This is a genomic window from Psychrobacter vallis (assembly GCF_904846715.1).
Taxonomy (GTDB): Bacteria; Pseudomonadota; Gammaproteobacteria; order Pseudomonadales; family Moraxellaceae; genus Psychrobacter; species Psychrobacter vallis.
On record NZ_CAJHBU010000002.1, the window covers coordinates 252,189 to 274,799 of the forward strand.

Below are 22,611 nucleotides of genomic sequence, written 5' to 3' on the forward strand. Positions count from 1 at the left end.
GTCATGAGCCTAACTAAGCTAAGTGGGGCTTTTATACGCAGTGCTGCCTACGAGCGACGGTTTTTAACCAAGAATCCATGGGACTTCACCATGGTAGTCTGGATACCGTTGATAACGGTATTAGTCATTTGGTGGATATTTTCACAAACTCAAATTACCGACTTGCCCATTGGAGTCATAGATCAAGACAACAGTCCTGTTGCCAATACCGCCGTACGTTACTTAGAAGCCAGTCCTACTCTGACGGTGAGACAGCTTTATTACTCAAATGCTGAGGCAGAAGCAGCGATCTTGCAACGTGATATTTATGCAGTTGTGATTATCCCTGAAAACTTTTCTCGCAATATTTTATCTGGCAAACCTGCCCCATTAATTTTGCAAGTAAACGCTCAGTATGGTACACACTCGGGTATCATTCAAACCAGTGTTCAAGCCGTCGCTGGTACATTATCAGCAGGCGTTGAGATACAACAGTTAGTCAAACAAGGCATCGCACCAACCCAAGCGGCAATTGCTTACTCACCAATTAAAATACAGCGCATCAGCCTATTCAACGCAGCAACCGACTATCAGCAGTTTTTAGCATCAACCGTCATCCCTGCTCTATTGCACATTTTGGCAATGGTCATCGGTGCGACGACCATTGGTCGTGAATTGCGTGACAAAAAACTTGGTCACTGGTATCGCTTTATCAATACGGAGATTTCTGATAAAGCTTTTCTCACGAAAAATGAAACAACATCAGCGTTAGAAACAGCTCAAACGAACAATAGTCAACATTTTAATAATAAAGGCAAGCTGCCTAACAAACATCTCGAGCAAGTAAGTGTCGTAGTTTTATTATTTGGCTTGTTGGGTAAATACCTTTGGCCAATGTTGGCTTATAGCATTTGGGCAATGCTGGCTTTATTGCTATCTAGGCCTCAAGAGTCCATTGCCATCGGCTCAATCCTTGCTACTTATGCCGGTTTAATACTACTAATAATGCTATCCTTTTGGCTCGGCGCTATTTTTACTTTAAGCTCATTTTCATTACGAATGGGCTTGTCTGCTACTGCTTTTATTTCCGCCCCTTCTTATGCGTTTGCAGGTGTCACTTTCCCCTATATCGCTATTAGCAGCAGTGCTCAGCATTGGTCAAACGCCCTACCGCTCACTCACTATCTAAAATTGCATGTTGCTCAATTGCAGATGCACGCGCCTGCTGCCGTATCATTACCGATTGTCTATGGGCTGACCATCGCAACGATGATTGCGATGAGCTTGACTGCTTTATTAACCAAACGCGCACTGGCGCACCCTGAACGCTGGGGAGCACGCTGATGTCATTATCGCCAAAAGATCATTTATCTACCGAAACGACAGCTGCAGACTCATACTCATCACAAAAATTTTTAGACAGTTTTTTGCAGACTATTAAAGATATCTTTTCTGATAAAGGTGTGCTTTTATTATTAATGATTGCGCCCGTTATTTACGGTTTCTTTTATCCTTGGCCCTATTCGAGCGAAGTGATCAATCATGTGCCAGTGGGTATCATTGATAAAGAAAATAGCAATCTGTCAAGTACCCTCATCCGTTATGCGAGTGCCAGTCCGCAGTTAGATACACGGCGTTTTATCGATGAGCAAACGGCCAAAGAAGCCATGTGGTCAAACGACATCGCTGGATATATGATCATTCCAAGTGGACTGGAGCAACAAATACTGTCTGGAAAATCCGCAAGTGTCAGCGTTCTTGGCAACGGTGGTTATTTTTTGTTGAACAAAAACGTACAAATGGGGTTTTTACAAGCAGTCAGCACGGTTTCAGCAGGTATTGAGGTCAAAAAAAGCGTGGCGCAAGGGGCATATTCAGCTACCGCAGCAGCCAACACTCAAGCTGTGCCGTTGAAAATTATCCCTTTATACAATCAAACTGAAGGTTATGGTGCTTACGTCGTACCAGCAGTCTCTATTCTTATTTTGCAGCAAACCCTTTTGATCGCCACAGCAATGCTAATTGGCACGTGGTATGAGCAACGTCGTCATATGACCAGCATAAGCGGCTGGCTTGGGCGTATTGTAGCGCTTAGTATGTTCAGCTTTATAGTCGGCTGCTTTTATTATGGCTGGGCATTTGAGCTCCATCACTATCCACGTGGACAAAATATGATCGGAAGTTTGTTATTTTTAACACTGTTTTGTCCGACAGTAGCCACACTTGGATGCTTACTGGGGCTCTGGTTTCGACAACGTGAGCGCAGTATGCAACTCTTAATCTTTAGCTCACTGCCCATGTTTTTTGTGAGTGGCTATCCATGGCCCGCAGATCAACTTCCAGAGTTGCTACAAATCATACGTTGGCTCATACCAACAACGCCTGCCATCAATACATCTGTCCAACTGAATCAAATGGGTGCCAATGTCTCGCAAGTTGCTATGGGATTTTACGCATTGATAGCATTGTGGGCGTTTTACTTTGCCTTGCTCATGTTGGTTCGCCGGCACCTTTCAACAAGAATCGATAAAAGATGAACAAAAAAAGCGCCTACAATACCAGTAGGCGCTTTTTTGTTCACAGTATCTTCTAAACACTTTATAAATTAAAACACTCGATTCAAGCCGTTCAATGCCGCCACGCGGTAAGCTTCTGCCATCGTTGGATAATTGAATGTGGTATTGACAAAATACTCAAGCGTATTGTTACTCTTACATTTCATTACTGCTTGTCCAATGTGAATAATCTCTGAAGCATGATTGCCGTAGCAATGGATGCCTAATATCTCTAACGTCTCACGGTGGAATAGTATCTTTAGAACGCCAGTACGCTCACCAATGATTTGCGCACGAGCAAGATGTTTGAAAAATGCTTGTCCCACTTCATAAGGTACTTTTTCATCGGTAAGCTCTTGCTCAGTTTTACCAATACACGATATTTCAGGAATCGTATAAATACCAGTCGGGACACTTGATACTGGCTCAGCATCTCTATCACCTACCATAAAGGCGGCGGCGCAGCGCCCTTGGTCGTAAGCGGCAGACGCGAGCGACGGCCAGCCGATGACATCACCAGCGGCATAAATGTTTTCGATCTCAGTACGATAGGTGTCGTCAACTTTTAATTGACCACGGCTATTGGCATTCAGACCGATGGCTTCTAAGTTTAGACTTTCCGTATTACCCGAGCGTCCATTTGACCAAAGAATGGCATCAGATTTGATTTTTTTACCACTTTTTAGATGCAAAATTACATAATCATCATGGGTTTCAAGGTGATCAATCTCTTCATTGCTGCGGATAAGGACACCAAATTGTCTAAAATCGTGGGCGATAGCATCACTGATTTCACTATCTAAATAACTGAGTAGCTGATCTTGGTTATTGATCAAATCAACTTTGTAACCAAGCCCTGTAAAGATAGAGGCATACTCACAACCAATCACGCCAGCACCATAAATAATGATTTTTTTGACGATATAGTCCATTTGTAGGATTTTATCAGAGTCAAACACACGTGGATGATTAAAATCTAAAATGTCAGGACGATATGGGCGACTACCCACGGTCACAATGGCTTTGTTAAAGGTAATGGTTTCAAAAACATTGTCATCGGTTTCGATACGTAAAGTATGGTTATCGATAAAACTTGCCCAACCTTGAATAACTTCAATGCGGTTACGTTCATAAAAACGTGTGTGCGTATTTACCTGACGGCGTATCACTTGACGGGCATTGGCCAGTACGCTATTGAGAGGTACTTGCTTATACTCCATCGCCTTGGTAAACATAGGGTCACGGCGAAAGTTAATTAAGTTAAATACCGATTGGCGTAGTGCTTTACTCGGAATGGTACCCACATGCGTAGAGTTGCCACCAACTTGGTCACGCGGATCAACGACCACCACTCTTTTACCAGACTTGGTCAGCTTCATCGCAGCAGCTTCACCAGCAGGGCCTGCTCCTAATACAACAGCATCATACTCATACTCGTGATCGTCACTTTTTAAACGGCGAGAATCTTTAGCAAAACCAGATTTGATGTCAATACGGATATCATCGAGCGGATTGATAAGATCGGGGTGATGCATGACATCATCAGTGACTTGCTCATGAGTCTGCGCAATTTTTTGTTTCTCACTTTGCCCTTCAGTGTGCTCAGGACTGGGCACACGACCACTCTCTTTATTCGATACTTCAGTATGAGTATCCTCATCGATATTATTAGTAGCGTCGCTTGTTTTTTTACTTACCATCATGTCCTCTTTATGCGTATTTATTTATCGTTTAAACCAATAAGTGAATTTATACATAGATGAGTCGAAATTTTAATACTAAGGCATGCTCACCATACGTTTTGACACTACATTTTGCAATGTCCAATACCCAGTCAGTCGTTGTTATCCTTTATCAACCGATGCGGCGCTTAAGACCTGTCATCTGCAAAATACGCGTGGCGATTTCTTCAACAGACATCTCAGACACATCTAAGCTTGGAATACCATGGGTAATATAAATCCCTTGTATCGCGCGCTGCTCTTGCTGACATTGCTGATAGCTTGAGTAACGACTGCCTGCGCGGCGTTCTTGACGAATTTTGACCAAACGATCAGTGTCAATCAGTAGGCCAAATAGCTTGTCTTTGTGTGCGCGTAATGCTTTTGGTAATTGATTGTCATACAAATCATCCTCGGTCAAAGGATAATTGGCGGCGCGAATACCAAATTGTAATGCTAAATATAATGAAGTTGGCGTTTTGCCCGAGCGAGACACCCCAATCAAAATAATATCGGCCGCATCATAATGACGCGTTCGCGCACCATCGTCATTGTCTAAGGCAAAATGAACCGCATTGATGCGTTCTTTATAAGTCTCAGAGTCTACATCATCATGCGCATGACCTGAGTGTCCATCTGGCTCTACTCCTGTCTCTTCTGCGACGCGCCCAATCAAACCTTCATACATATCTAAATTACAGCTTTGAGCAGAGTTAATCTTTTCACGAATATCAGGGTTAACAATCGTATCAAACACCAAAGGCAACAAGCCATCTCGTTGATAGGCCATATTGATTTGTTTGACCGCCTCTTCTGCGCCTTCTAAACTATCTACATAAGGCAATACTCGTGTCTCAAAAGGTACTGAGGCAAACTGACTCAAAATAGCGCGGCCAAGGGTTTCAGCAGTAATCGCTGTACCGTCCGAAATAAAGAACGCCGTCCTGACAGATTGTGAACTGTTTGAGTTTAGCGCATCACGATTTTGAATAGTGGGATTCATTTGTTCGGCTGGATTGCTTGCGTACATAACTTTGGCACCTCGATTGAGAACACAATAGTAACCTTCATTTGATATTTGGCTGTTATCTGTTTTTAACTGCCCTAATTGGCTGGTTATTTACTACTGAATGATTTGCTACTGACTATAAATATTGATTATTAAGGCTGAAATTGAACACTGATATAATCATAAGTCTCTACTATTCACGCCTTGTATTATACGCACAATAGTGACTCAATAGAAATTAATGTTACAGGCGTACACTTAGAAACCCACACTATTTTTCATCTCCTGATTCAATCAATTGTGCCTTTCGTGATTGAGTTTAACCGATTTTACCTTCCAATTCGTTTTGACTGATTTTATATCACCTTTTTATAAGCCAATTTAAAAATATCACAGAATAGAATATGAGCTTTTCCTAACGTTTTGTAAGCTCGCTAAAAAATAAAATTGGCACACTGACGATAAAATATGTAGCAAACCCCACAATTTGTATATTTTTAACAAGTTTTTTGGTTAAACTCCTCGAAATCCTCTTAATATGGCGGTATAATTCACCGTTATAATCTTTACTAAATAACCTTATTTTCTGGAGTTATCATGGCAGCGCAATCTACAGCACTTGTAATCAATCTTGATCAGCTAGGAAAAGACGACATTGAGATGGTCGGTGGCAAAAATGCCTCACTTGGTGAGATGATCAGCCATCTTTCTGATTTAGGCGTTAGTGTTCCAGGCGGCTTTGCCACCACTTCAAATGCATTCAACCGTTTTTTGACCGAAACGGGCTTACTTGACAAAATCAACAGTGAGCTAAAAACATTAGATGTGAATGATGTCAATAAGCTTGCAGTCACTGGCAAAAAGATCCGTACTTGGATTATTGAGCAAGAACTGCCAAAAGATCTTGAGCAAGAAGTGCGTCAATCATTTGAGACCATGAGTGGCGGCGAAGATATCGCTGTTGCTGTACGTTCTTCTGCAACTGCTGAAGATTTGCCAGATGCATCATTTGCCGGTCAACAAGAAACGTTCTTGAACATTCGCGGCATTGATAACGTCCTAATTGCTATTAAAGAAGTATTTGCCTCTCTTTATAACGACCGTGCCATCTCTTACCGTGTCCATAAAGGTTTTGAGCATGAAGGCGTCGCCCTATCCGCTGCGGTACAGCGCATGGTGCGTTCAGAAACTGGCGCTGCTGGTGTGATGTTTACGCTAGATACCGAAAGTGGCTTTGATCAAGTGGTTTTCATCACATCAAGCTACGGTCTAGGCGAAATGGTTGTACAGGGTGCTGTAAACCCAGATGAATTCTACATCTCAAAACGTCTACTAGCCGATGGTAAACCTTCTGTTATCCGCCGTAATCTCGGTAGTAAGCATAAGAAGATGATCTACGGTGACGAAGGCAGCACTGCCAAATCAGTCAAAACGGTCGATGTTGAAAAACAAGATCGTATGCAGTTCTCTTTATCTACTGAAGAGCTGACGTCACTTGCCAAGCAAGCAGTAACGATTGAAAAGCATTATGGCCAAGCGATGGACATCGAATGGGCAAAAGATGGTGATACTAACGAGATCTTCATCGTTCAAGCACGTCCTGAGACTGTTAAGAGCCGTCAAGACAGTAATGTGATGGAACGTTATATCATCGATACCACTAATGCAAAAGTATTGTGTGAAGGTCGCTCAATCGGTCAACGTATCGGTTCAGGCAAAGTACGTATCGTGAGTAATTTGAACGAGATGGACAAGGTACAAGAAGGCGATGTACTCGTATCAGACATGACTGATCCGGATTGGGAGCCAGTTATGAAGCGTGCTTCTGCCATCATCACTAACCGCGGCGGCCGTACTTGTCACGCTGCGATTATCGCTCGTGAGCTTGGTGTACCAGCCATCGTTGGTTGTGGTAATGCCACTGAGCTATTGGTCGATGGCCAAGACGTGACCGCTTCTTGTGCTGAAGGCGATACTGGTTTCATCTATGAGAGTCAGATTGATTTTGAAGTACAGACCAACTCTGTTGAATCTATGCCAGACCTAGCATTTAAAGTCATGATGAACGTTGGTAACCCAGATCGTGCGTTCTCATTCACGCAAATGCCAAACGAAGGTATTGGTCTTGCACGTCTAGAATTCATCATCAACCGTATGATTGGTGTGCATCCAAAAGCTTTATTAAACATGAACAGCTTGCCACGTGAGATTTCACAAGCCATCAATGAGCGTATCGCTGGTTATGCCTCACCCGTTGACTTCTACGTTGATAAATTGGTCGAAGGTATCTCAACGTTAGCCGTTGCCTTTATGGATCAGCCTGTTATCGTTCGTATGTCAGATTTCAAATCAAACGAATACGCGAACTTGCTCGGCGGTAAATTATACGAGCCATCAGAAGAAAACCCAATGCTGGGCTTCCGCGGTGCTAGCCGTTATGTGTCTGATAATTTCCGTGATTGCTTTGAGCTTGAGTGTAAAGCGCTCAAACGTGTGCGTGATGAGATGGGCTTGACCAATGTCGAGATTATGATTCCATTCGTACGTACGGTTGACGAAGCAGCACAAGTAATCGAATTGCTTGAGAAAAACGGTCTAAAACGCGGTGAGAACGGTCTACGTGTCATTATGATGTGTGAACTGCCGACCAACGCTTTATTAGCAGAAGAGTTCCTAGAGCACTTTGATGGTTTCTCAATTGGTTCTAACGATTTGACTCAGTTGACGCTTGGTCTTGACCGTGACTCAGGTATCGTCTCACATCTATTTGACGAGCGTGACCCTGCTGTTAAGAAACTGTTGACCATGGCTATCGAAGCTTGCCGTAAGCAGAACAAATACGTCGGTATCTGTGGTCAAGGCCCATCAGACCATCCAGATCTAGCGTTCTGGCTCATGGAGCAAGGTATCAGTTCGGTATCATTGAACCCTGATTCAGTATTAGATACTTGGTTTTTCTTAGCGGGTGAAGAAGCGAAATAAGCCATCACGTTAAGTCACAGCAATAATTCACACAGTCATTAAAGCTAACGCTTTTAGGGTCTATTTGATTTTTTCAGATAGACCCTAATATAATGACTTAAGATATGACTAACTATGCAGGCAATTATGCAGATTTTCCTTGCTCGAAATAACGTACAAGCTGGTCCATACAACTTGGAGCAGCTTAATATTATGCTGGCCTCTGGTGAAGTGTCACTAGATGATTTGATGTGGCATGAAGGCTTAGATCAATGGCAGCGCGTCGGTAATTTGACCAATAATCAAACGCTTTATCAACCGACTATTGCTAACAGACCTGAAGTGAATGACTCTATCATCAATAATGTGACTGTCTTTCCTGAAGACACAGCCACTAATGCTAAAGATGGTAAGTCCGTATCGCTAGATAGACTATATGGTAAGCCTGAGAACCCTAAAAACGTGAAAGCAGATATGACGAACAATCGTCATCAAACGCCGCACAATAATGTATCCTTAAGTAAGTCTAGTATCAAAAAAGCTACCACAGACAAGGATAAAATCGTTGGCAATGTGGTACTTGCTCCTATCATGTCGCGAGTGCTCGCTACTGCCATTAATGGCTTATTGTATTTATTGGCAATTGTCCCATTAGTGCTGGCATTGACTAAAATGGATGTAGATTATACTAAGTTTCAAAACATCCAGGATATGGACGCTGCTTATCAATACTCAATGACGCTAATGGAAAGCCTTCCCAGTAGCACATTGATGATGTCGCAAGTCATGGTTTTTGGTTTATTTGCGCTACAACTGGTCTTTATTACGCTACGTGGGCAATCATTGGGTAAGCTACTTACTGGTATTCGTGTCGTGGATCAAACCACCCATCGTCTGCCATCATTTACCAAGCTTATCGGTGTGCGAACCTTGTTGCTGTTTATTATTTACAATTTGTTGTTCTCTTTCACCAGTTTCTTAGGATTTGTCATTATTGCTATCCATTATTACATGGCTTCCAAAAGCCCTGAAAACATCGGTTGGCATGACAAACTGGCTAAAACGTTGGTTGTAAAAGCTGATAGCAGTCAATTGGTAAAAGAGCCAAAAATAAAATAATCTTCTTAAATAAAACAATCTTCTTTTAGCCACGTTTTTAATTTGGTTCATCATATATTTTATTAGCAGCGCCTCAGTGATTAACCTTTGTGTTAATGATTAAGTCCTGTTATAATACGGCGCTTTATAAACTAAGCTTATGCCCCGCTATATTTGCTCGGTATCAGGCTTACCTTATAAATCTCCTTGCTATTAACATAGGGTTAATAGCTACTAATCCGTAAGGAGTCATAATGCGACATTACGAACTGGTGTTACTTGTACACCCAGACCAAAGCGACCAAGTGGTCGGCATGGTCGAGCGCTATATCAAGTTAGTTCAAGACAACAACGGCACTATCCATCGTCTAGAAGATTGGGGTCGTCGTCAACTGGCTTATCCAATCAACAAGATTCACAAAGCTCATTACGTTCTTTTCAACATTGAAACTGACGGTGAAACTTTGGCTGAACTTGAAGAATTATTCCGTTATAACGACGCGATCATTCGTAGTCTAGTTATGCGCCGTGACGAAGCTGTCACTGAAGAGTCGCAGTTAGCCAAGAATGCCGATGAAAAACGCGCACGCAAAGCAACTACTCGTCGTCCAGACAGTCGTGAAAACGATGGTGACGACAACGACAACAGTGAAGACTAATTAAAGGAGAATACTCATGGCACGTTTCTATCGCCGTCGCAAATTCTGCCGTTTCACTGCTGAAGGCATCACTCACATCGATTATAAAGATGTTGAATTGCTAAAACAGTATATCAGTGATAATGGTAAAATCGTACCAAGCCGCATTACCGGTACATCTACTAAGTATCAGCGTCAACTGGCCACTGCTATCAAGCAGGCTCGTTATTTATCGCTACTTCCATACACTGATAACCATCAAGGTTAACCGTTAACTAGGAATGACTCATGCAAATTATTTTGTTACAGCGTATCGTCAACCTTGGTAAACTCGGTGAAACTGTCGATGTAAAACCAGGTTACGGACGTAACTTTCTTGTCCCACAGGGCAAAGCGCTACCTGCAACTAAAGCTAACATTGAAAAGTTCGAAACACGTCGTGCCGAGCTTGAAGCTGAAGAAGCCAAAGAAGTTAGTATTGCTCAAGAACGTGCTGAAGCGTTAACTGACGTTAATGTTATTATGCGTGCTAAATCAGGTGACGAAGGCAAGCTATTCGGCTCTATCGGTACACGCGATATCGCTGAAGCCTTGACTAACTCGGGTCTAGAAGTAGATCGTGCTGAAATCAAGCTTCCTGAAGGCACTTTACGTCAAATTGGCGAATACAATGTTGATATTCAGCTACACCATGACGTTACCGCTACTATTCTAGTTACTATTCTTTCTGAAGATGGCGACAACGAAGAGTCAGCAGAAGAAGTTGAAGACGAGAACGAAGATTATTCAGAAGAGTAATTTTTTGAATATTTAGATCTAGTCTAAAGAGGCCAGTAACTTCATGTTGCTGGCCTTTTTTTATGTCTATATTTTACTTGTAAATCATATTCAAGCCACTATAAAATCAGTAAAGCCTGACTGTGCGCACTTTTAAAGTAGTCAAATTATATAGGGCCTGTCTTCATTTTGAAAATGGTTATAAAAATGAGATAAATTGAAGCCAAACGAGAAAAATAGCGCTAATAATATTTGGATATTGACCCGCTATTTGACGCGGTTTTGCCAATATTTAATCATTTTTAGTCCATTTAGTCGCTATCGTTTAGATTGAGTACACACCCTAACATTGTCTACTTACTATCATTTCTTTTTAAAATGATATATTCAAGCAACTATCTGCAATACATTGTTTAAAAACGCTATACTTAACAATAAGATATTACCTATAAACTCATCTTTATAATTATTAATTAAGTTGCTATTCTTTTTTTCATATTATTTACCGACTCTTATTTTTTGACAAGGCATGAAGTATGATAAACACTATTGAAATAAAAACCAATGATAAATTATTGTGTATACGGGGTAATGATTTTTATTTAGAAGGTGAGATTTACACCGTAGGTAGAATTGTGAATAATAAATATTTTCAGCTGTTGACTGGCAGTAATGACGATCACTGGTATGCAACATTAGATGAGCAAGGTATCTACGTGAGCTTTGACTCTACGACGGCCAAAAATAGTAAAGCGTGGTTTGATAGAATCGCGTAGCTCTCAGTAACAGAGGAAAATATGGAGTGCTTCTAAAAGCGACCATCAACTCTGATTATGTCTTTGATCAAAAATCTAATCGATGATGTGTCAGATAATTGACAGACTGTGGCCATTCAGAAGCTATCTTTGGCACGCTTTTTTTGGCAGCAATCATTTTTGCAGCGTTAATCCAGCCTGCATGACCAACCACTAATATTGGCTGACTATTGCTCTCAAAGTCACTTTCGATAACTCTATCGCGCAACCAACTGGCGGCACGCTCAAACAGTTGCTGCAAGCTTTCACCATCATTAGGGGCAAAATAGGCAAAATTACGACACCAATCATCAATTTCTGTCTTAGCGATTTGTTCCCAAGTATGGCCGTCCCATACACCAAAATTAATCTCAGCAAGTTCAGATGCAATTTTGTATTGAAAACCACGTTGCGCTAATATCTGCCCAACGAGCAATGAGCGCTGTAATGGGCTAACCCAAATAACCTTGGGCAATTGATGCAGGCGTGCAAAACGCTCGATTTTATTGGCAAGCCGTTTTAGTTTACGTTTATCTACCGCTATGTCCGTCTGCCCGATGCACTTGCCTTTTGCTAAAATTGGTTTGGGATGACGCCAAATATAGAGAATCATAGCTGTGTGTATTTCCTACTTGATTGCTAAAACTTAGACAAACGGTACAGATGCTGCCAGTCCCATATATATCGCAACTTCGCTAAGCTGCTGCGTCGCGCCTAGTCCATCACCAGTATAACCATCAAGTCGTCTGCGTAATAGTCGCCGCATATAGTCGGTTGCGATTAGTGTCAGCAATAAAGCCAGCAACCATTGACTCAGTCCGATTTGTTGGATGCCACTAGGAAATATGGCGATTACCAATATCCCTGCCAACAGCAGCCAACCAGTGCTCAACACTCCCTGCAATAGCGTCAGCTGCTGCGCCATCGGTTTGGCTTTGGCATGTTCAATCTCACCGCCATAAGGCAATAAAGCGATCAAGCTAATGCATAGCAAGCGCGAAGCCGTATGACCGATAATAAGCGCAACGATAGCAACCGATGGCGGCATAGAGGCCAACAAGGTGATTTTGAGCAGAAGCACTGAAACTAAGCCTAAAACGCCATAAGTTCCTAAGCGCGAATCTTTCATGATCGTTAAAGTACGCTCACGAGTCAAACCGCCACCCAAGCCATCGCAGCTATCCGCCAGACCATCTTCATGAAAAGCACCTGTCAGTCTAATACCAAATATAGTACTTATCACTGCGGCAATCAGCGGCGTAAATAAAACACTACCAAGCCAAAACACGCCAGCACAAAGCAGCCCAACCAACAGACCCACAGCAGGGAAATGACGGCTACTCTGATGTAACCACTGCGGATCATAATTGGTAAATGAAGGTACGGGCAGTCGCGTCAAGAACTGTACGGCAACGAGCAGCAGACGCCACTCATGTTTGATGAGCTGTATCATATTTGGTTTAGACACAGAGTGTTTTGACTGCTTTGGTGGTTTTAAAGGCGATGACATCAGTGATTTTTCTCACTGATACCAGCATCACTAAAACTTGCCATCTCTTTAATAATGGCACATGCTGATTGCAATAGCGGGTACGCTAGCGCCGCCCCACTTCCCTCACCCAAACGCATGCCCATGTCCAATAATGGCTTAGCTGCCAATAGCTTTAATAAATGTGCATGACCTGGCTCGACTGAGTGGTGAGCAAATACCGCATATTGGGCAACGCCTGGCGCTAAACGTTCAGCAACCAACAAGGCGACACTGGCAATAAAACCATCCATTAAAAGGATACGGCGTTCGCTGGCAGCGCCAATCAGTGCACCCGCCATCATCGCAATCTCTAAGCCGCCAAGGGCTGCAAGGGCGGCTAATGGCGCTTTTGCCTCACTATGACGCACTAATACTTGCGTTAAAATATGGGTTTTGTGCTGCAACCCTACATCATCAAGACCGGTGCCACGACCAATACAATCAGCAATAGGTATATCACCCAATCTTGCCAACAATGAGCTAGCGGCTGAGGTATTGCCAATACCCATCTCGCCTACAATCAATAGATTACCGGGTAAATCCTTGACTACTTCCATACCGCTCTTTAAGGCAGCCAAACACTCATTTTCTGTCATGGCAGACTCTGTTAATGCGTCACGGCTACCACGGCGTATTTTGTAGTCCAGTAGTTGTGGATGCGGTGCAAAATCTGCATCTACCCCCGCATCGACAACCTTGAGCGCAATATTATGCTGGCGTGCCAATACATTGATTGCCGCCCCACCTTGCAAAAAGTTATATACCATTTGCGCGGTAACCGCGCTAGGATAAGCAGATATGCCATGCTTGGTTAAACCATGATCCGCCGCAAACACTCTGATTTGTGGCTGTTCAATGTGCGGCGTAGTTGTCCCTTGAATCATACCCAATTGCAACGCCAGCGCCTCTAATCGTCCAAGCGCACCAAGCGGTTTGGTTTTTAGGCCAAGAATGTGCTGTAGCTGCTGATGAAGTACATCATTTTCTATATTGGCGATAGGGGGTGCGGTGAATCTGGTCAAGAGAAGCATCCTGATATTGGTAGAGGTTAAACAAAAACACATACTAGCAGAGTATGGAATTTTTGCCATTAACTTTGCCATTAACAAAGTCATATCTGTTCCGAATAGATTTCCTAGTAGCGCATATTTACGATAGAATATGCCCCTTTAAAAATCCCTATCATTATTGATGTCGAATGAAGTGACAGCGGCATAAATGATTCACTAAATATCAACTATATAGAGACAGTAATGATCGTATTTTGGCTGGTGCTGACCATTCTTTTTATTATTTTCGCCACAGCAAAGTTGAAGTGGCATCCTTTTTTAGTCTTGATATTGTCCGCTTTTTTGGTCGCGCTTTTTTATCAAGTGCCGCTCAACACAGTGGCAAAGACAATCTCTGATGGCTTTGGTGGTATCTTAGGCTATATTGGTTTGGTGATTGTCTTTGGTACTATTATCGGGCTAATCCTTGAAAAAACAGGTGCTGCTATTGTAATGGCAGAAACGGTCATTAAGGTTTTGGGGCCGCGCTTCCCTACCTTGACCATGTCCATCGTTGGTGCTGTGGTGTCAGTACCAGTGTTTTGTGATTCAGGCTACATCATCTTAAACTCTTTAAAAGAGTCTTTGGCTGAGCGGTTGCAGGTATCCAGCGTGGCAATGAGTATTGCCTTAGCAACGGGTTTATATGCAACCCATACCTTTGTGCCACCAACACCTGGTCCGATTGCAGCAGCAGGAAACTTGGGGCTTGAGTCAAACTTAGGCTTGGTCATCATGGTTGGTGTGGTGGTAACGGCTGTGGCCGTACTGGCAGGCTGGTGGTGGTCTAATCGCTTTTTGAATGTCGCTCCTGATAATATAGATGCACTGGACGCGCCAGCCGCGACATTACCTGAGAATATGAAAACCCGCGACGACTATAGCCATATGCCTTCAGCAACGATGGCCTTTTTGCCTATTATCGTGCCAATCGTATTGATTTGCTTGTCCTCTATTGCCAACCTCCCAAGTACGCCGTTTGGCAGTGGTATGATGACTGATATTTTGATATTCATCGGCAATCCACTCACCGCGCTGCTCATTGGTTTGTTTCTCTCATTTTTACTTATCAATACTGAGCAAAAAACACAGCAAATTAGCGACAGCATCGCACAAGGTTTGGTAGTGGCTGCTCCTATCCTTCTGATCACTGGTGCTGGTGGTGCATTTGGTGCCATGCTAAAGGTCACTCCGATCGGTGATTATTTGGGCACGACTCTATCAGCATTAGGACTGGGCATTTTTATGCCATTTGTCGTCTCTGCTGCTTTAAAAACTGCGCAAGGTTCGACCACAGTCGCTTTGGTCACTACCTCTGCGATGATTGCTCCGTTAATGAGCCAAATTGGTCTCGATAGTGAGCTTGGCCGAGTATTTTGTGTGATGGCCATCGGTGCAGGTGCAATGACCGTCTCGCACGCGAATGACAGTTTCTTTTGGATTGTCAGTCAGTTTAGTCGTATGAGTGTGGCACAGGCTTATAAAGCCCATTCAGTGGCTACTGGTATTCAAGGCGTGACCAGCATCGTGTTTATCTGGTTATTAACCTTGGTATTTATTTAACGCATTAATTGAAATAGGCAAAGAGAATTTCATGAAAATTTTAATCGCCCCCGATTCGTTCAAAGAAAGCTTAGAAGCATTGGATGTTTGCCGTGCCATTCAATCTGGGTTTAGCCAAGTGTTTCCAGATGCTGATTATACGTTGTTACCGATGGCTGATGGCGGTGAAGGCACGTCTGCGGTGTTGTCTTATGTATTGGGGGGATGCTGGAAAGAAGTGCGCGTGCACGACCCACTTATGAGACCCATTACTGCAAAATATTTGTTATTGCCGGATGCGACTGCGGTTATCGAAATCGCTCAGGCTTGCGGATTGCATCTATTGACAGCCGCAGAGCGTAATCCTTTGGTCGCTAGTACTTATGGGGTTGGTGAGCTTATCGCGGACGCTTTAGGAGAAGGTGTCAAACGTATCGTTATCGGGCTGGGCGGTAGTGCGACTAATGATGCAGGTGTTGGGATGTTAACCGCGCTCGGCATGACGTTTCATGATATGAATGACGACATTTTAGCTCAAGGTGGTGGCGCACTCGCTCGCTTGCAACGACTCGATAACACTAACTTTCACGCAAGCGTACTAGACACAGTATTTGAAGTGGCGTGTGATGTGACCAACCCATTATATGGTCGGTTGGGGGCAAGCGCGGTATTTGGGCCACAAAAAGGCGCTTGTCCAGAGCAAGTCAATACCTTGGATAAAGCGCTGAGTCACTTTGCAACTATATCTGGACACCACGGTTATGAAGCGTGTCAAGACGTCGCGGGTGCTGGGGCTGCTGGCGGTCTTGGCTATGCATTGATGACTTTTTGCCGTGCTCAACTGAAATCAGGTTTTGACACTGTGGCTGAGGTGGCTCAACTGTCACAGCATATTGCTGATGCTGACTTGGTCATCACTGGCGAAGGTAAACTTGATGCACAAACAGCCATGGGCAAAGTGGCTGGCGGTATCAGTCAGTTTGCCAAAGACAGTCATACGCCAGTCATCGCTATTTGCGGCAGTGTAGATGGTTTAAAACCTGCTCAAACCAGCCAATTCGATGTCGTCATGCCCAGTATTCAAAAGATAGATTCTATTAATAATGTGCTGAGCGCCGCTTATGACAATATTGAGACAACCGCCGTGAATATCGCTGCAGCGATGCGACTGGGTCAAAGCATGAGATAATCAGATTGAGGGCACGCCCTATATAAATGATGTTTTTTCTCATAAAAAAGGACATGATATCGCTATCATGTCCTTTTTAGTTATACGAGTACTATCGTCAAACGACTACTCAGCAGCGATGGCGATCATCTCAACCAATAGCTCAGGACGTGCCAATGCTGATTCGCCACAAGCACGAGCTGGTGGCTGTATGCCTTCAAACCATTTGTCATAAACTTCGTTCATAGCAGCAAAGTCTGCCATGTCTTTGATCCAAACCGTCACGGATAGCAGCTTTGATTTATCGCTACCAACTTCTTCTAACAACGTCTGGATTTTTTCCAAACAAGTCAACGTTTGCGCTTTGATATCGTCTTCTGCGTTACCCACCTGACCACATAAGTAAACAGTCTGGTTGTGGACAACAATTCTGCTCATACGTTGAGTGCTATGTAGCTTTTTTATCATATTCTATACCTTCAAATTATTAATTTAAATCTGTGCTAATTCAGTTAAACACGTTATTAGTTAGAAAAACGCTGGGCGCTAAACGGTGCTAAATTTACTAATGCTGGCTTGTCATGAATCATCTCTTCAACGAGACGCCCTGTCATTGGTCCAAGTGTGAAACCTTGATGGCTGTGACCGAATGCAAACCATAATTTGTCGTGCTTATCAGCAGGACCGATTACTGGCTTCATGTCAGGCATGCAAGGACGTGATCCTGCCCATGCTTCACTCTCCACCGCATCTTCTAAAGGCAGGATTTTTTTAGCAAGCTTCAATACCGTTTTTAATTGACCAAAGTTCTTTGGCGCGTCCATGGTCGTCATCTCAGCACCGGTTGTGATACGGATACCTTGCTGCATCGGCCCCATGACGAAGCCTTTGTCCATATCAAACATACTATGATTGATGGTGTTTTTTTCCGTTACTTTGAAATGCTGATGGTAGCCACGCATTGGGAACAATGGCAGATTGTAACCAAGTGGTCTGATCAAATCGTTAGACCATGGGCCTGCTGCAATGACCAATTTATCACTGTAGTAAGTGTCTTTATCAGTAATAACTTTCCAGCCATCTGCATCTTGGACGATTTCTTTTACACCGCTTTCTTTGATCGTGCCGCCCATGTCTTGGAAATTTTTCGCATACGCTTTTACCAGCGAGCTTGGGTTTGATACTTGCCAAGAGTTTTTCCAGTGAATGGCACCAACGAAACCTTCAAAATTGGCGCTAGGCTCCATGGCTTTTAGCTCTTCAAGGTTTAGGACGTTGTGTTCCACACCTTGGTTGCGAGCATCAATGGCGGACACTTGCGCTTCTTTAAACGTCTCTTCCGAGCGATGCAGTTGTAACCAACCATCGCGGGTAATCAATTCATCAGCACCAGAGGCGCTAATCATGGTTTGGTGCTCACTGGTACAATGCTCAATCAGCGTCTGCCACTCAGCTTCGATTTTTTTGACAGTGGCAGGTACAGAGTATTTCCAATACTGTAATAGCGCCTGATGGTAACGCAGAATTGCTGGAATACGATAGCGAATATCAGTCCCTTGGTTCGGCAATACTCGTATCATTTCGGTCAATTGACGCGGAAAAGGATGCGTATGAATGGCTTCGCGCTGAATCAATCCTGCATTGCCATATGAGGTCTCTGACCCTGGCAATTTCTTATCTAACATTAATACATTTGAGTTATTTTTTTGTAGATGCCAAGCGATTGACGTACCAACCATACCTGCACCGATAACGATAACTTCATAGCGCATAACCTATCCTTTTCTTAGGGTGTTAATACAGAGTATAAGATGTAAAGGTCTAACAGAATAAGGTGGTAATAGTAACGCATTAAGCTGAATATTAAACCCCAATCTCATAAATATTTTTGCTATTAAATACTTTTGGTTATAGGGTTTTAAAAAAGGTATTTTTGATAGGAATAATTTAATAACCTAACGAAGGTTTTGCCTTTAAATTATTCTTTCTAAACTGAATACATGTAATTCTAGTCGGTTATTTAGAAACACTATTGAAGTAATAAACATATTTTATAAGAAGGTGGTGCGTTTAGTAGCTTCCAAAATTTTATTTGTAGTCAACTTCTCTTTCAAATAATAGCTGCAACCAGTCACTGAGACCATCAATATCAAAGGTTTTTGCACCATAACCAATATTTAGTAAATCCTCAGGCAAATACTCATCAAACTTCTCAATCATTTTATTGGGTACACTTTTGGCAAGCTCAGTAGCAGACGGCATAGGATTGGAGGCTAAATCTCTCAAAAACCTAATAACCTGAACCGAATCGGCTTTATTGACACGTATTACTCCAGCATAAAATTCAATATCATAATTATGCAGCATAAATAGTGCTACTAAAGTAGCAACTACCTTATCTCCACGCCACGTAAAGATGTAAGCATGGCCGTCTTGATTTATTACTAGTCGATGACGCAATTGACACCTGTCAAAAGTCTCAATGCTTTCTTTAAACAACTCATGCGCCGTTTTATCAGCGAAATCGACTTTTTGATCACCAACTGAAATACGATAATCGCCTTTAGCTAATATGTCATACATCTCTTGACGGACTCGGTCGTGTATCGACATATCTTCGCCCCCATTAAAGTCTGGAGGCTGACCGCCGCCTTGGACAGCGTTCACATAAATGACCTTTTTATCCATATCTATATCTTTGACTTGCCAGCGTATACCAGCGAAGATGATGTATTGTTCGGGTAGCAGCAGAGTAGTGACGGGTAATGTGCCCAGTGTTTTACTACCAGCCACAAGACGATATTCTTCTGGCGTTTTAAACACCGCATAAAAAGTATAATGACCAACGATACGCTCGCCTACTATCCCTAACACTAATTGCTGATTACCAAGCTGGGTAATCAGTTGCATCTCACCCATTTGTGATAGTAATGATTTAAAATGAGTAGGTGTTATCTTTTGAAAAGGACCTTGCCTACATAGCAAAGTATAAATTTGATCGGCACGGATACCGCCCCATTGACCAATGGTTGCGAGCACTTGATGAAGGAGCGTTGAGAAGTGATAGAGCGACGTATCCGCAGGCTCAAACCATCTGCTAGCGATAAGCAGTCTTATCATTGCTAATGACTGAATAAGCTCTAAGCGTAGCCTATCCACCAAGCCAGTATCTACATCGATTTGTTTTTCGGTGATAAGCATGCGCAAAACTGATGAACCGCCGCGCCTACCCGAGCGCCCAAGCCGTTGCCGTAAGCTTGAAACTGAATGCGGTGCGGTCACTTGCACAACAGAATCAACTTTACCGATATCTATACCTAGCTCCAAAGTCATCGTACAGACAGCAGTAGTCGGCAAATCCTCTTTTTGCAAACGCTGCTCTAATCCTTCTCTTAACTCTTTCGCTAACGAGCCATGATGAGGAAAAAACTCATTTGGAACGATGTTTTGCTCACATTTCTCACTTAGTAATGTGGCTATAAGTTCAGTACGCTTACGGCTATTGGCGAATATAAGATGGTTACCCCCACGGCAGAAGCGATATAAATCCGTGCATATTTGTGATTGAGCATCATAGAAAATTTCAAAATTACTACTCTCAATAATGGCACTCTCTAAACCAATACCTGTAAACCTTTTTTCTTCAGTTTTATTACTTTCATAATAAGTCTCAACACCATCAATTTTTTGTAGCATCTGCATTATCTGACTAGGTTCTATATAACCTTTTAGCTGAACTTTAACGTTTGATGTCGATTCAGTATCTTTAATAATGACGCAAGGTAAAGAATAATTAGGACGAAGCGATAAAGGTACAGTGTCTAAATTGCCCAAAGTGGCGCTTAGTGCGACTCTAGGAATAGGCGTCTCTAACCGCCCCGCCACATGCTCAAGGCGATTCAACAACGACAATAAATGCTGTCCACGCTCACTACCCAGAAACGCATGAAACTCATCTATGGCAATATATTTGAGCTCGCCAAAAGCTTGTTTTACCCAGCCTGCATCTCTTATCAATAAGGATTCAAGTGATTCAGGAGTAATCAAAATAATGCCCGATGGTGACTTTTTTTGTTGTTTCTTTTTACTTAACAGACTGTCGCCATGCCATGGAGTCAATTGCATATCTAGTAGCTCCGCTAGACTTTGCAAGCGTCGATACTGGTCATTAATTAAAGCTTTTAACGGACTGATATAAAGAATGCCAACGCCCTTGTCTTGATGAGCAATAGCGCTACAAGCAGGCAAAAAGAAAGCTTCTGTTTTACCCGCAGCGGTTGCCGCACTAATAAGCACATCCGTTTGCCCTGATAAGATGGGCGCAATGGCTTTAGCTTGTACTTCGCGTAGCCCATGCCAGCCTTGATTAAAAATCCAGCGTTGCACGCGTTTATCGAGCTCGGTATGGGCATCTCTCAAAGTAATTTTCCATCCTAAAATTAAGTGTCAAACTTATAAGCTAAAGTCTGCAAGTTCATCATCTCCATCAATATCGCTCATATCGATGTCCATATCGGAGGGCGTCTCAGGATCGATAGTTACCGAATTGATTAGATGATCCCATGAGATAGTAGGATTTTGGTCAATAACGGCCAGCATATCCAAAAACGCCTTGATGGTATTGCGCGGCGTTCTAAAGTAAGCATCGCCAATCGTCTGGCTACAATGTTGCAAAAAAGCTTGTAGTGATTCATCAGGTACAAGATAAGCAGTCTCATCACCGCCTGCATAAACATGACGTAAGTTTTTGAGTAAGATATAAAGCTCCTCTGGCGTTAAGCTGGCTAAATGTAGAGCAGGAGATGAGTAATCAATCACTCCTGCTTTTTTAGCAAAGCTATTATCCGCCAAACGCGTTTGCAGGGCATCGTAGCTGTATAACCCTTTGCGCGGATCGAGTAAAAACTCAGGAGTACCGCCTAATAAAAACCCTAAATGCTCAGCCGTTCCTTGTAAACAATCATTTAAGATACGCAAAATTTGCTCATAGTTGCCTTGACGCGCCTGCGCGCTATTGAGCTTATATAAATTTACCATTTCATCCAAATTTACCAGTAATCCTTGATAACCTGCTTGGCGCACGAATAAACTCATGATTTTTAATGAGTCGTAGAAGGAAGCATCAGAGATAATTGTGCGCACACCCAAATCATGTTTCGCATCGGTCTTAGTAGAGTATTCTGCCCGCAGCCAGCGAATAGCGTTAACTTTTAACTCGTCATTGCCTTCTTCGTGTCCTTGCCAATACGCCTCAATAACCTTGGCAAAATCATAGCCGCCTACAAGTTCAGTCAGCTCCGCTAAATTGTGCTGGATAACGTCACTAATAGCCTCCCCACTGCTATCCGCTTGTTTGCGGGCTTCAGTAATAAAACGCTCAACCACACTAGCAAGACCATTACCATCAGGCTTATTGCGCGTCGATAAATTACGCATCAGCTCAGAATATAAATTTCTCGCTTGCCCTGATGACGCTTGGATACGTCTATCAGGTGATAAATCGGCATTAACGGTGACCAGTTTACGCTCCAGGGCAATAGCGCGAACCACGCTTAAAAAGAAAGTCTTTCCTGAACCATATTCCCCGATAATCAGCCGAAAGGCAGAGCCACCGTCAGCTACACGTTCAATATCGTCTATCAAGGCTTTGAGCTCGTTAATACGTCCGACTTGAATGTGCTGAATACCAACTTTAGGAGTCACGCCAGACTTGAGCGACTGGATAATTGCATCGCGCTCTTTGGCTCTGATTTTTTTAACGCTCATATTTATTCCCTTTATTTACTGTT

Annotated in this window: 19 protein-coding genes; 10 read left to right on the plus strand and 9 right to left on the minus strand. The window is 42.9% G+C overall.

Going from position 1 to position 22,611, the window contains the following annotated elements; genetic code table 11:
• The first annotated feature begins 3 nt into the window (after positions 1-3).
• Both JMY02_RS02365 and JMY02_RS02370 read left to right on the plus strand, forming a co-directional pair.
• Positions 4-1,323: an ABC transporter permease gene (locus tag JMY02_RS02365; protein ID WP_201594800.1), complete on the plus strand. Its 1,320-nt coding sequence runs from the start codon at positions 4-6 to the stop codon at positions 1,321-1,323.
• On the plus strand, positions 1,323-2,516 hold the full coding sequence (locus JMY02_RS02370; protein ID WP_201594802.1) for an ABC transporter permease: 1,194 nt from the start codon (positions 1,323-1,325) through the stop codon (positions 2,514-2,516). Before JMY02_RS02365 ends, JMY02_RS02370 begins: the two co-directional genes overlap by 1 nt.
• Before the next feature lie 68 nt (positions 2,517-2,584).
• Here JMY02_RS02370 and sthA read toward each other — a convergent pair whose 3' ends face one another.
• Both sthA and ppsR read right to left on the minus strand, forming a co-directional pair.
• On the minus strand, positions 2,585-4,234 hold the full coding sequence (sthA, locus tag JMY02_RS02375) for a Si-specific NAD(P)(+) transhydrogenase (RefSeq protein WP_227678376.1): 1,650 nt from the start codon (positions 4,232-4,234) through the stop codon (positions 2,585-2,587).
• Between the two features lie 154 nt (positions 4,235-4,388).
• Complete coding sequence (ppsR, locus tag JMY02_RS02380) at positions 4,389-5,258, minus strand: posphoenolpyruvate synthetase regulatory kinase/phosphorylase PpsR (RefSeq protein ID WP_201594890.1); 870 nt, start codon at positions 5,256-5,258, stop codon at positions 4,389-4,391.
• Positions 5,259-5,861: 603 nt separating this feature from the next.
• Between ppsR and ppsA the strand changes: the two genes are divergently transcribed.
• From ppsA to JMY02_RS02410, 6 genes are all read left to right on the plus strand, one after another.
• Positions 5,862-8,246: a phosphoenolpyruvate synthase gene (gene ppsA / locus JMY02_RS02385; RefSeq protein ID WP_201594804.1), complete on the plus strand. Its 2,385-nt coding sequence runs from the start codon at positions 5,862-5,864 to the stop codon at positions 8,244-8,246.
• Positions 8,247-8,360: 114 nt separating this feature from the next.
• On the plus strand, positions 8,361-9,344 hold the full coding sequence (locus JMY02_RS02390) for an RDD family protein (RefSeq protein WP_201594806.1): 984 nt from the start codon (positions 8,361-8,363) through the stop codon (positions 9,342-9,344).
• Between the two features lie 233 nt (positions 9,345-9,577).
• Positions 9,578-9,982 (plus strand): 30S ribosomal protein S6, encoded by a 405-nt coding sequence (rpsF, locus tag JMY02_RS02395; protein WP_021814818.1) that lies wholly within the window; start codon positions 9,578-9,580, stop codon positions 9,980-9,982.
• A 16-nt stretch (positions 9,983-9,998) separates the two neighbouring features.
• Positions 9,999-10,229: a 30S ribosomal protein S18 gene (gene rpsR, locus JMY02_RS02400; protein WP_010198808.1), complete on the plus strand. Its 231-nt coding sequence runs from the start codon at positions 9,999-10,001 to the stop codon at positions 10,227-10,229.
• 20 nt (positions 10,230-10,249) lie between these two features.
• Entirely contained in the window at positions 10,250-10,759 is a 510-nt protein-coding gene (gene rplI / locus JMY02_RS02405) for a 50S ribosomal protein L9 (RefSeq protein WP_021814819.1), read from the plus strand.
• Positions 10,760-11,274: 515 nt separating this feature from the next.
• Positions 11,275-11,514, plus strand: coding sequence for a hypothetical protein (locus JMY02_RS02410; RefSeq protein ID WP_201594808.1), 240 nt, complete (start codon positions 11,275-11,277; stop codon positions 11,512-11,514).
• A gap of 67 nt (positions 11,515-11,581) precedes the next feature.
• On the opposite strand, the gene JMY02_RS02415 is transcribed toward JMY02_RS02410, so the two are convergent.
• The 3 genes from JMY02_RS02415 to cobT are packed head-to-tail and all read right to left on the minus strand — an operon-like array spanning position 11,582 to position 14,094.
• On the minus strand, positions 11,582-12,145 hold the full coding sequence (locus JMY02_RS02415; RefSeq protein ID WP_201594810.1) for a histidine phosphatase family protein: 564 nt from the start codon (positions 12,143-12,145) through the stop codon (positions 11,582-11,584).
• A gap of 33 nt (positions 12,146-12,178) precedes the next feature.
• Positions 12,179-13,000 (minus strand): adenosylcobinamide-GDP ribazoletransferase, encoded by an 822-nt coding sequence (gene cobS, locus JMY02_RS02420; protein ID WP_265087942.1) that lies wholly within the window; start codon positions 12,998-13,000, stop codon positions 12,179-12,181.
• Between the two features lie 41 nt (positions 13,001-13,041).
• Positions 13,042-14,094, minus strand: coding sequence for a nicotinate-nucleotide--dimethylbenzimidazole phosphoribosyltransferase (cobT, locus tag JMY02_RS02425; protein ID WP_227678384.1), 1,053 nt, complete (start codon positions 14,092-14,094; stop codon positions 13,042-13,044).
• A gap of 222 nt (positions 14,095-14,316) precedes the next feature.
• Between cobT and JMY02_RS02430 the strand changes: the two genes are divergently transcribed.
• Together JMY02_RS02430 and JMY02_RS02435 are read left to right on the plus strand one after the other, a co-directional pair.
• The gene (locus JMY02_RS02430; protein WP_201594816.1) at positions 14,317-15,675 is read left to right on the plus strand and encodes a GntP family permease; all 1,359 of its coding nucleotides are present in this window, start codon (positions 14,317-14,319) and stop codon (positions 15,673-15,675) included.
• A 31-nt stretch (positions 15,676-15,706) separates the two neighbouring features.
• Positions 15,707-16,843, plus strand: a complete 1,137-nt coding sequence (locus JMY02_RS02435) for a glycerate kinase (RefSeq protein WP_201594818.1) — start codon at positions 15,707-15,709, stop codon at positions 16,841-16,843.
• 105 nt (positions 16,844-16,948) lie between these two features.
• Here JMY02_RS02435 and JMY02_RS02440 read toward each other — a convergent pair whose 3' ends face one another.
• From JMY02_RS02440 to JMY02_RS02460, 4 genes are all read right to left on the minus strand, one after another.
• A complete protein-coding gene (locus JMY02_RS02440; protein ID WP_040642715.1) occupies positions 16,949-17,287 on the minus strand; it encodes a RidA family protein in 339 nt (112 codons plus the stop codon).
• Between the two features lie 59 nt (positions 17,288-17,346).
• Entirely contained in the window at positions 17,347-18,594 is a 1,248-nt protein-coding gene (locus JMY02_RS02445) for an NAD(P)/FAD-dependent oxidoreductase (RefSeq protein ID WP_201594820.1), read from the minus strand.
• 316 nt (positions 18,595-18,910) lie between these two features.
• A complete protein-coding gene (locus tag JMY02_RS02450; protein WP_227678377.1) occupies positions 18,911-21,241 on the minus strand; it encodes a DEAD/DEAH box helicase in 2,331 nt (776 codons plus the stop codon).
• A gap of 33 nt (positions 21,242-21,274) precedes the next feature.
• A complete protein-coding gene (locus JMY02_RS02460) occupies positions 21,275-22,588 on the minus strand; it encodes an ATP-binding protein (protein ID WP_201594822.1) in 1,314 nt (437 codons plus the stop codon).
• Between the last annotated feature and the right edge of the window lie 23 nt (positions 22,589-22,611).

Excerpts from the sequence above, each read along its gene's own strand:
- JMY02_RS02365 (WP_201594800.1), top strand. The coding sequence starts at position 4 with ATGAGCCTAACTAAGCTAAGTGGGGCTTTTATACGCAGTGCTGCCTAC.
- JMY02_RS02370 (WP_201594802.1), top strand. The coding sequence starts at position 1,323 with ATGTCATTATCGCCAAAAGATCATTTATCTACCGAAACGACAGCTGCA.
- sthA (WP_227678376.1), bottom strand. The coding sequence starts at position 4,234 with ATGGTAAGTAAAAAAACAAGCGACGCTACTAATAATATCGATGAGGAT.
- ppsR (WP_201594890.1), bottom strand. The coding sequence starts at position 5,258 with ATGAATCCCACTATTCAAAATCGTGATGCGCTAAACTCAAACAGTTCA.
- ppsA (WP_201594804.1), top strand. The coding sequence starts at position 5,862 with ATGGCAGCGCAATCTACAGCACTTGTAATCAATCTTGATCAGCTAGGA.
- JMY02_RS02390 (WP_201594806.1), top strand. The coding sequence starts at position 8,361 with ATGCAGGCAATTATGCAGATTTTCCTTGCTCGAAATAACGTACAAGCT.
- rpsF (WP_021814818.1), top strand. The coding sequence starts at position 9,578 with ATGCGACATTACGAACTGGTGTTACTTGTACACCCAGACCAAAGCGAC.
- rpsR (WP_010198808.1), top strand. The coding sequence starts at position 9,999 with ATGGCACGTTTCTATCGCCGTCGCAAATTCTGCCGTTTCACTGCTGAA.
- rplI (WP_021814819.1), top strand. The coding sequence starts at position 10,250 with ATGCAAATTATTTTGTTACAGCGTATCGTCAACCTTGGTAAACTCGGT.
- JMY02_RS02410 (WP_201594808.1), top strand. The coding sequence starts at position 11,275 with ATGATAAACACTATTGAAATAAAAACCAATGATAAATTATTGTGTATA.
- JMY02_RS02415 (WP_201594810.1), bottom strand. The coding sequence starts at position 12,145 with ATGATTCTCTATATTTGGCGTCATCCCAAACCAATTTTAGCAAAAGGC.
- cobT (WP_227678384.1), bottom strand. The coding sequence starts at position 14,094 with ATGCTTCTCTTGACCAGATTCACCGCACCCCCTATCGCCAATATAGAA.
- JMY02_RS02430 (WP_201594816.1), top strand. The coding sequence starts at position 14,317 with ATGATCGTATTTTGGCTGGTGCTGACCATTCTTTTTATTATTTTCGCC.
- JMY02_RS02435 (WP_201594818.1), top strand. The coding sequence starts at position 15,707 with ATGAAAATTTTAATCGCCCCCGATTCGTTCAAAGAAAGCTTAGAAGCA.
- JMY02_RS02445 (WP_201594820.1), bottom strand. The coding sequence starts at position 18,594 with ATGCGCTATGAAGTTATCGTTATCGGTGCAGGTATGGTTGGTACGTCA.
- JMY02_RS02460 (WP_201594822.1), bottom strand. The coding sequence starts at position 22,588 with ATGAGCGTTAAAAAAATCAGAGCCAAAGAGCGCGATGCAATTATCCAG.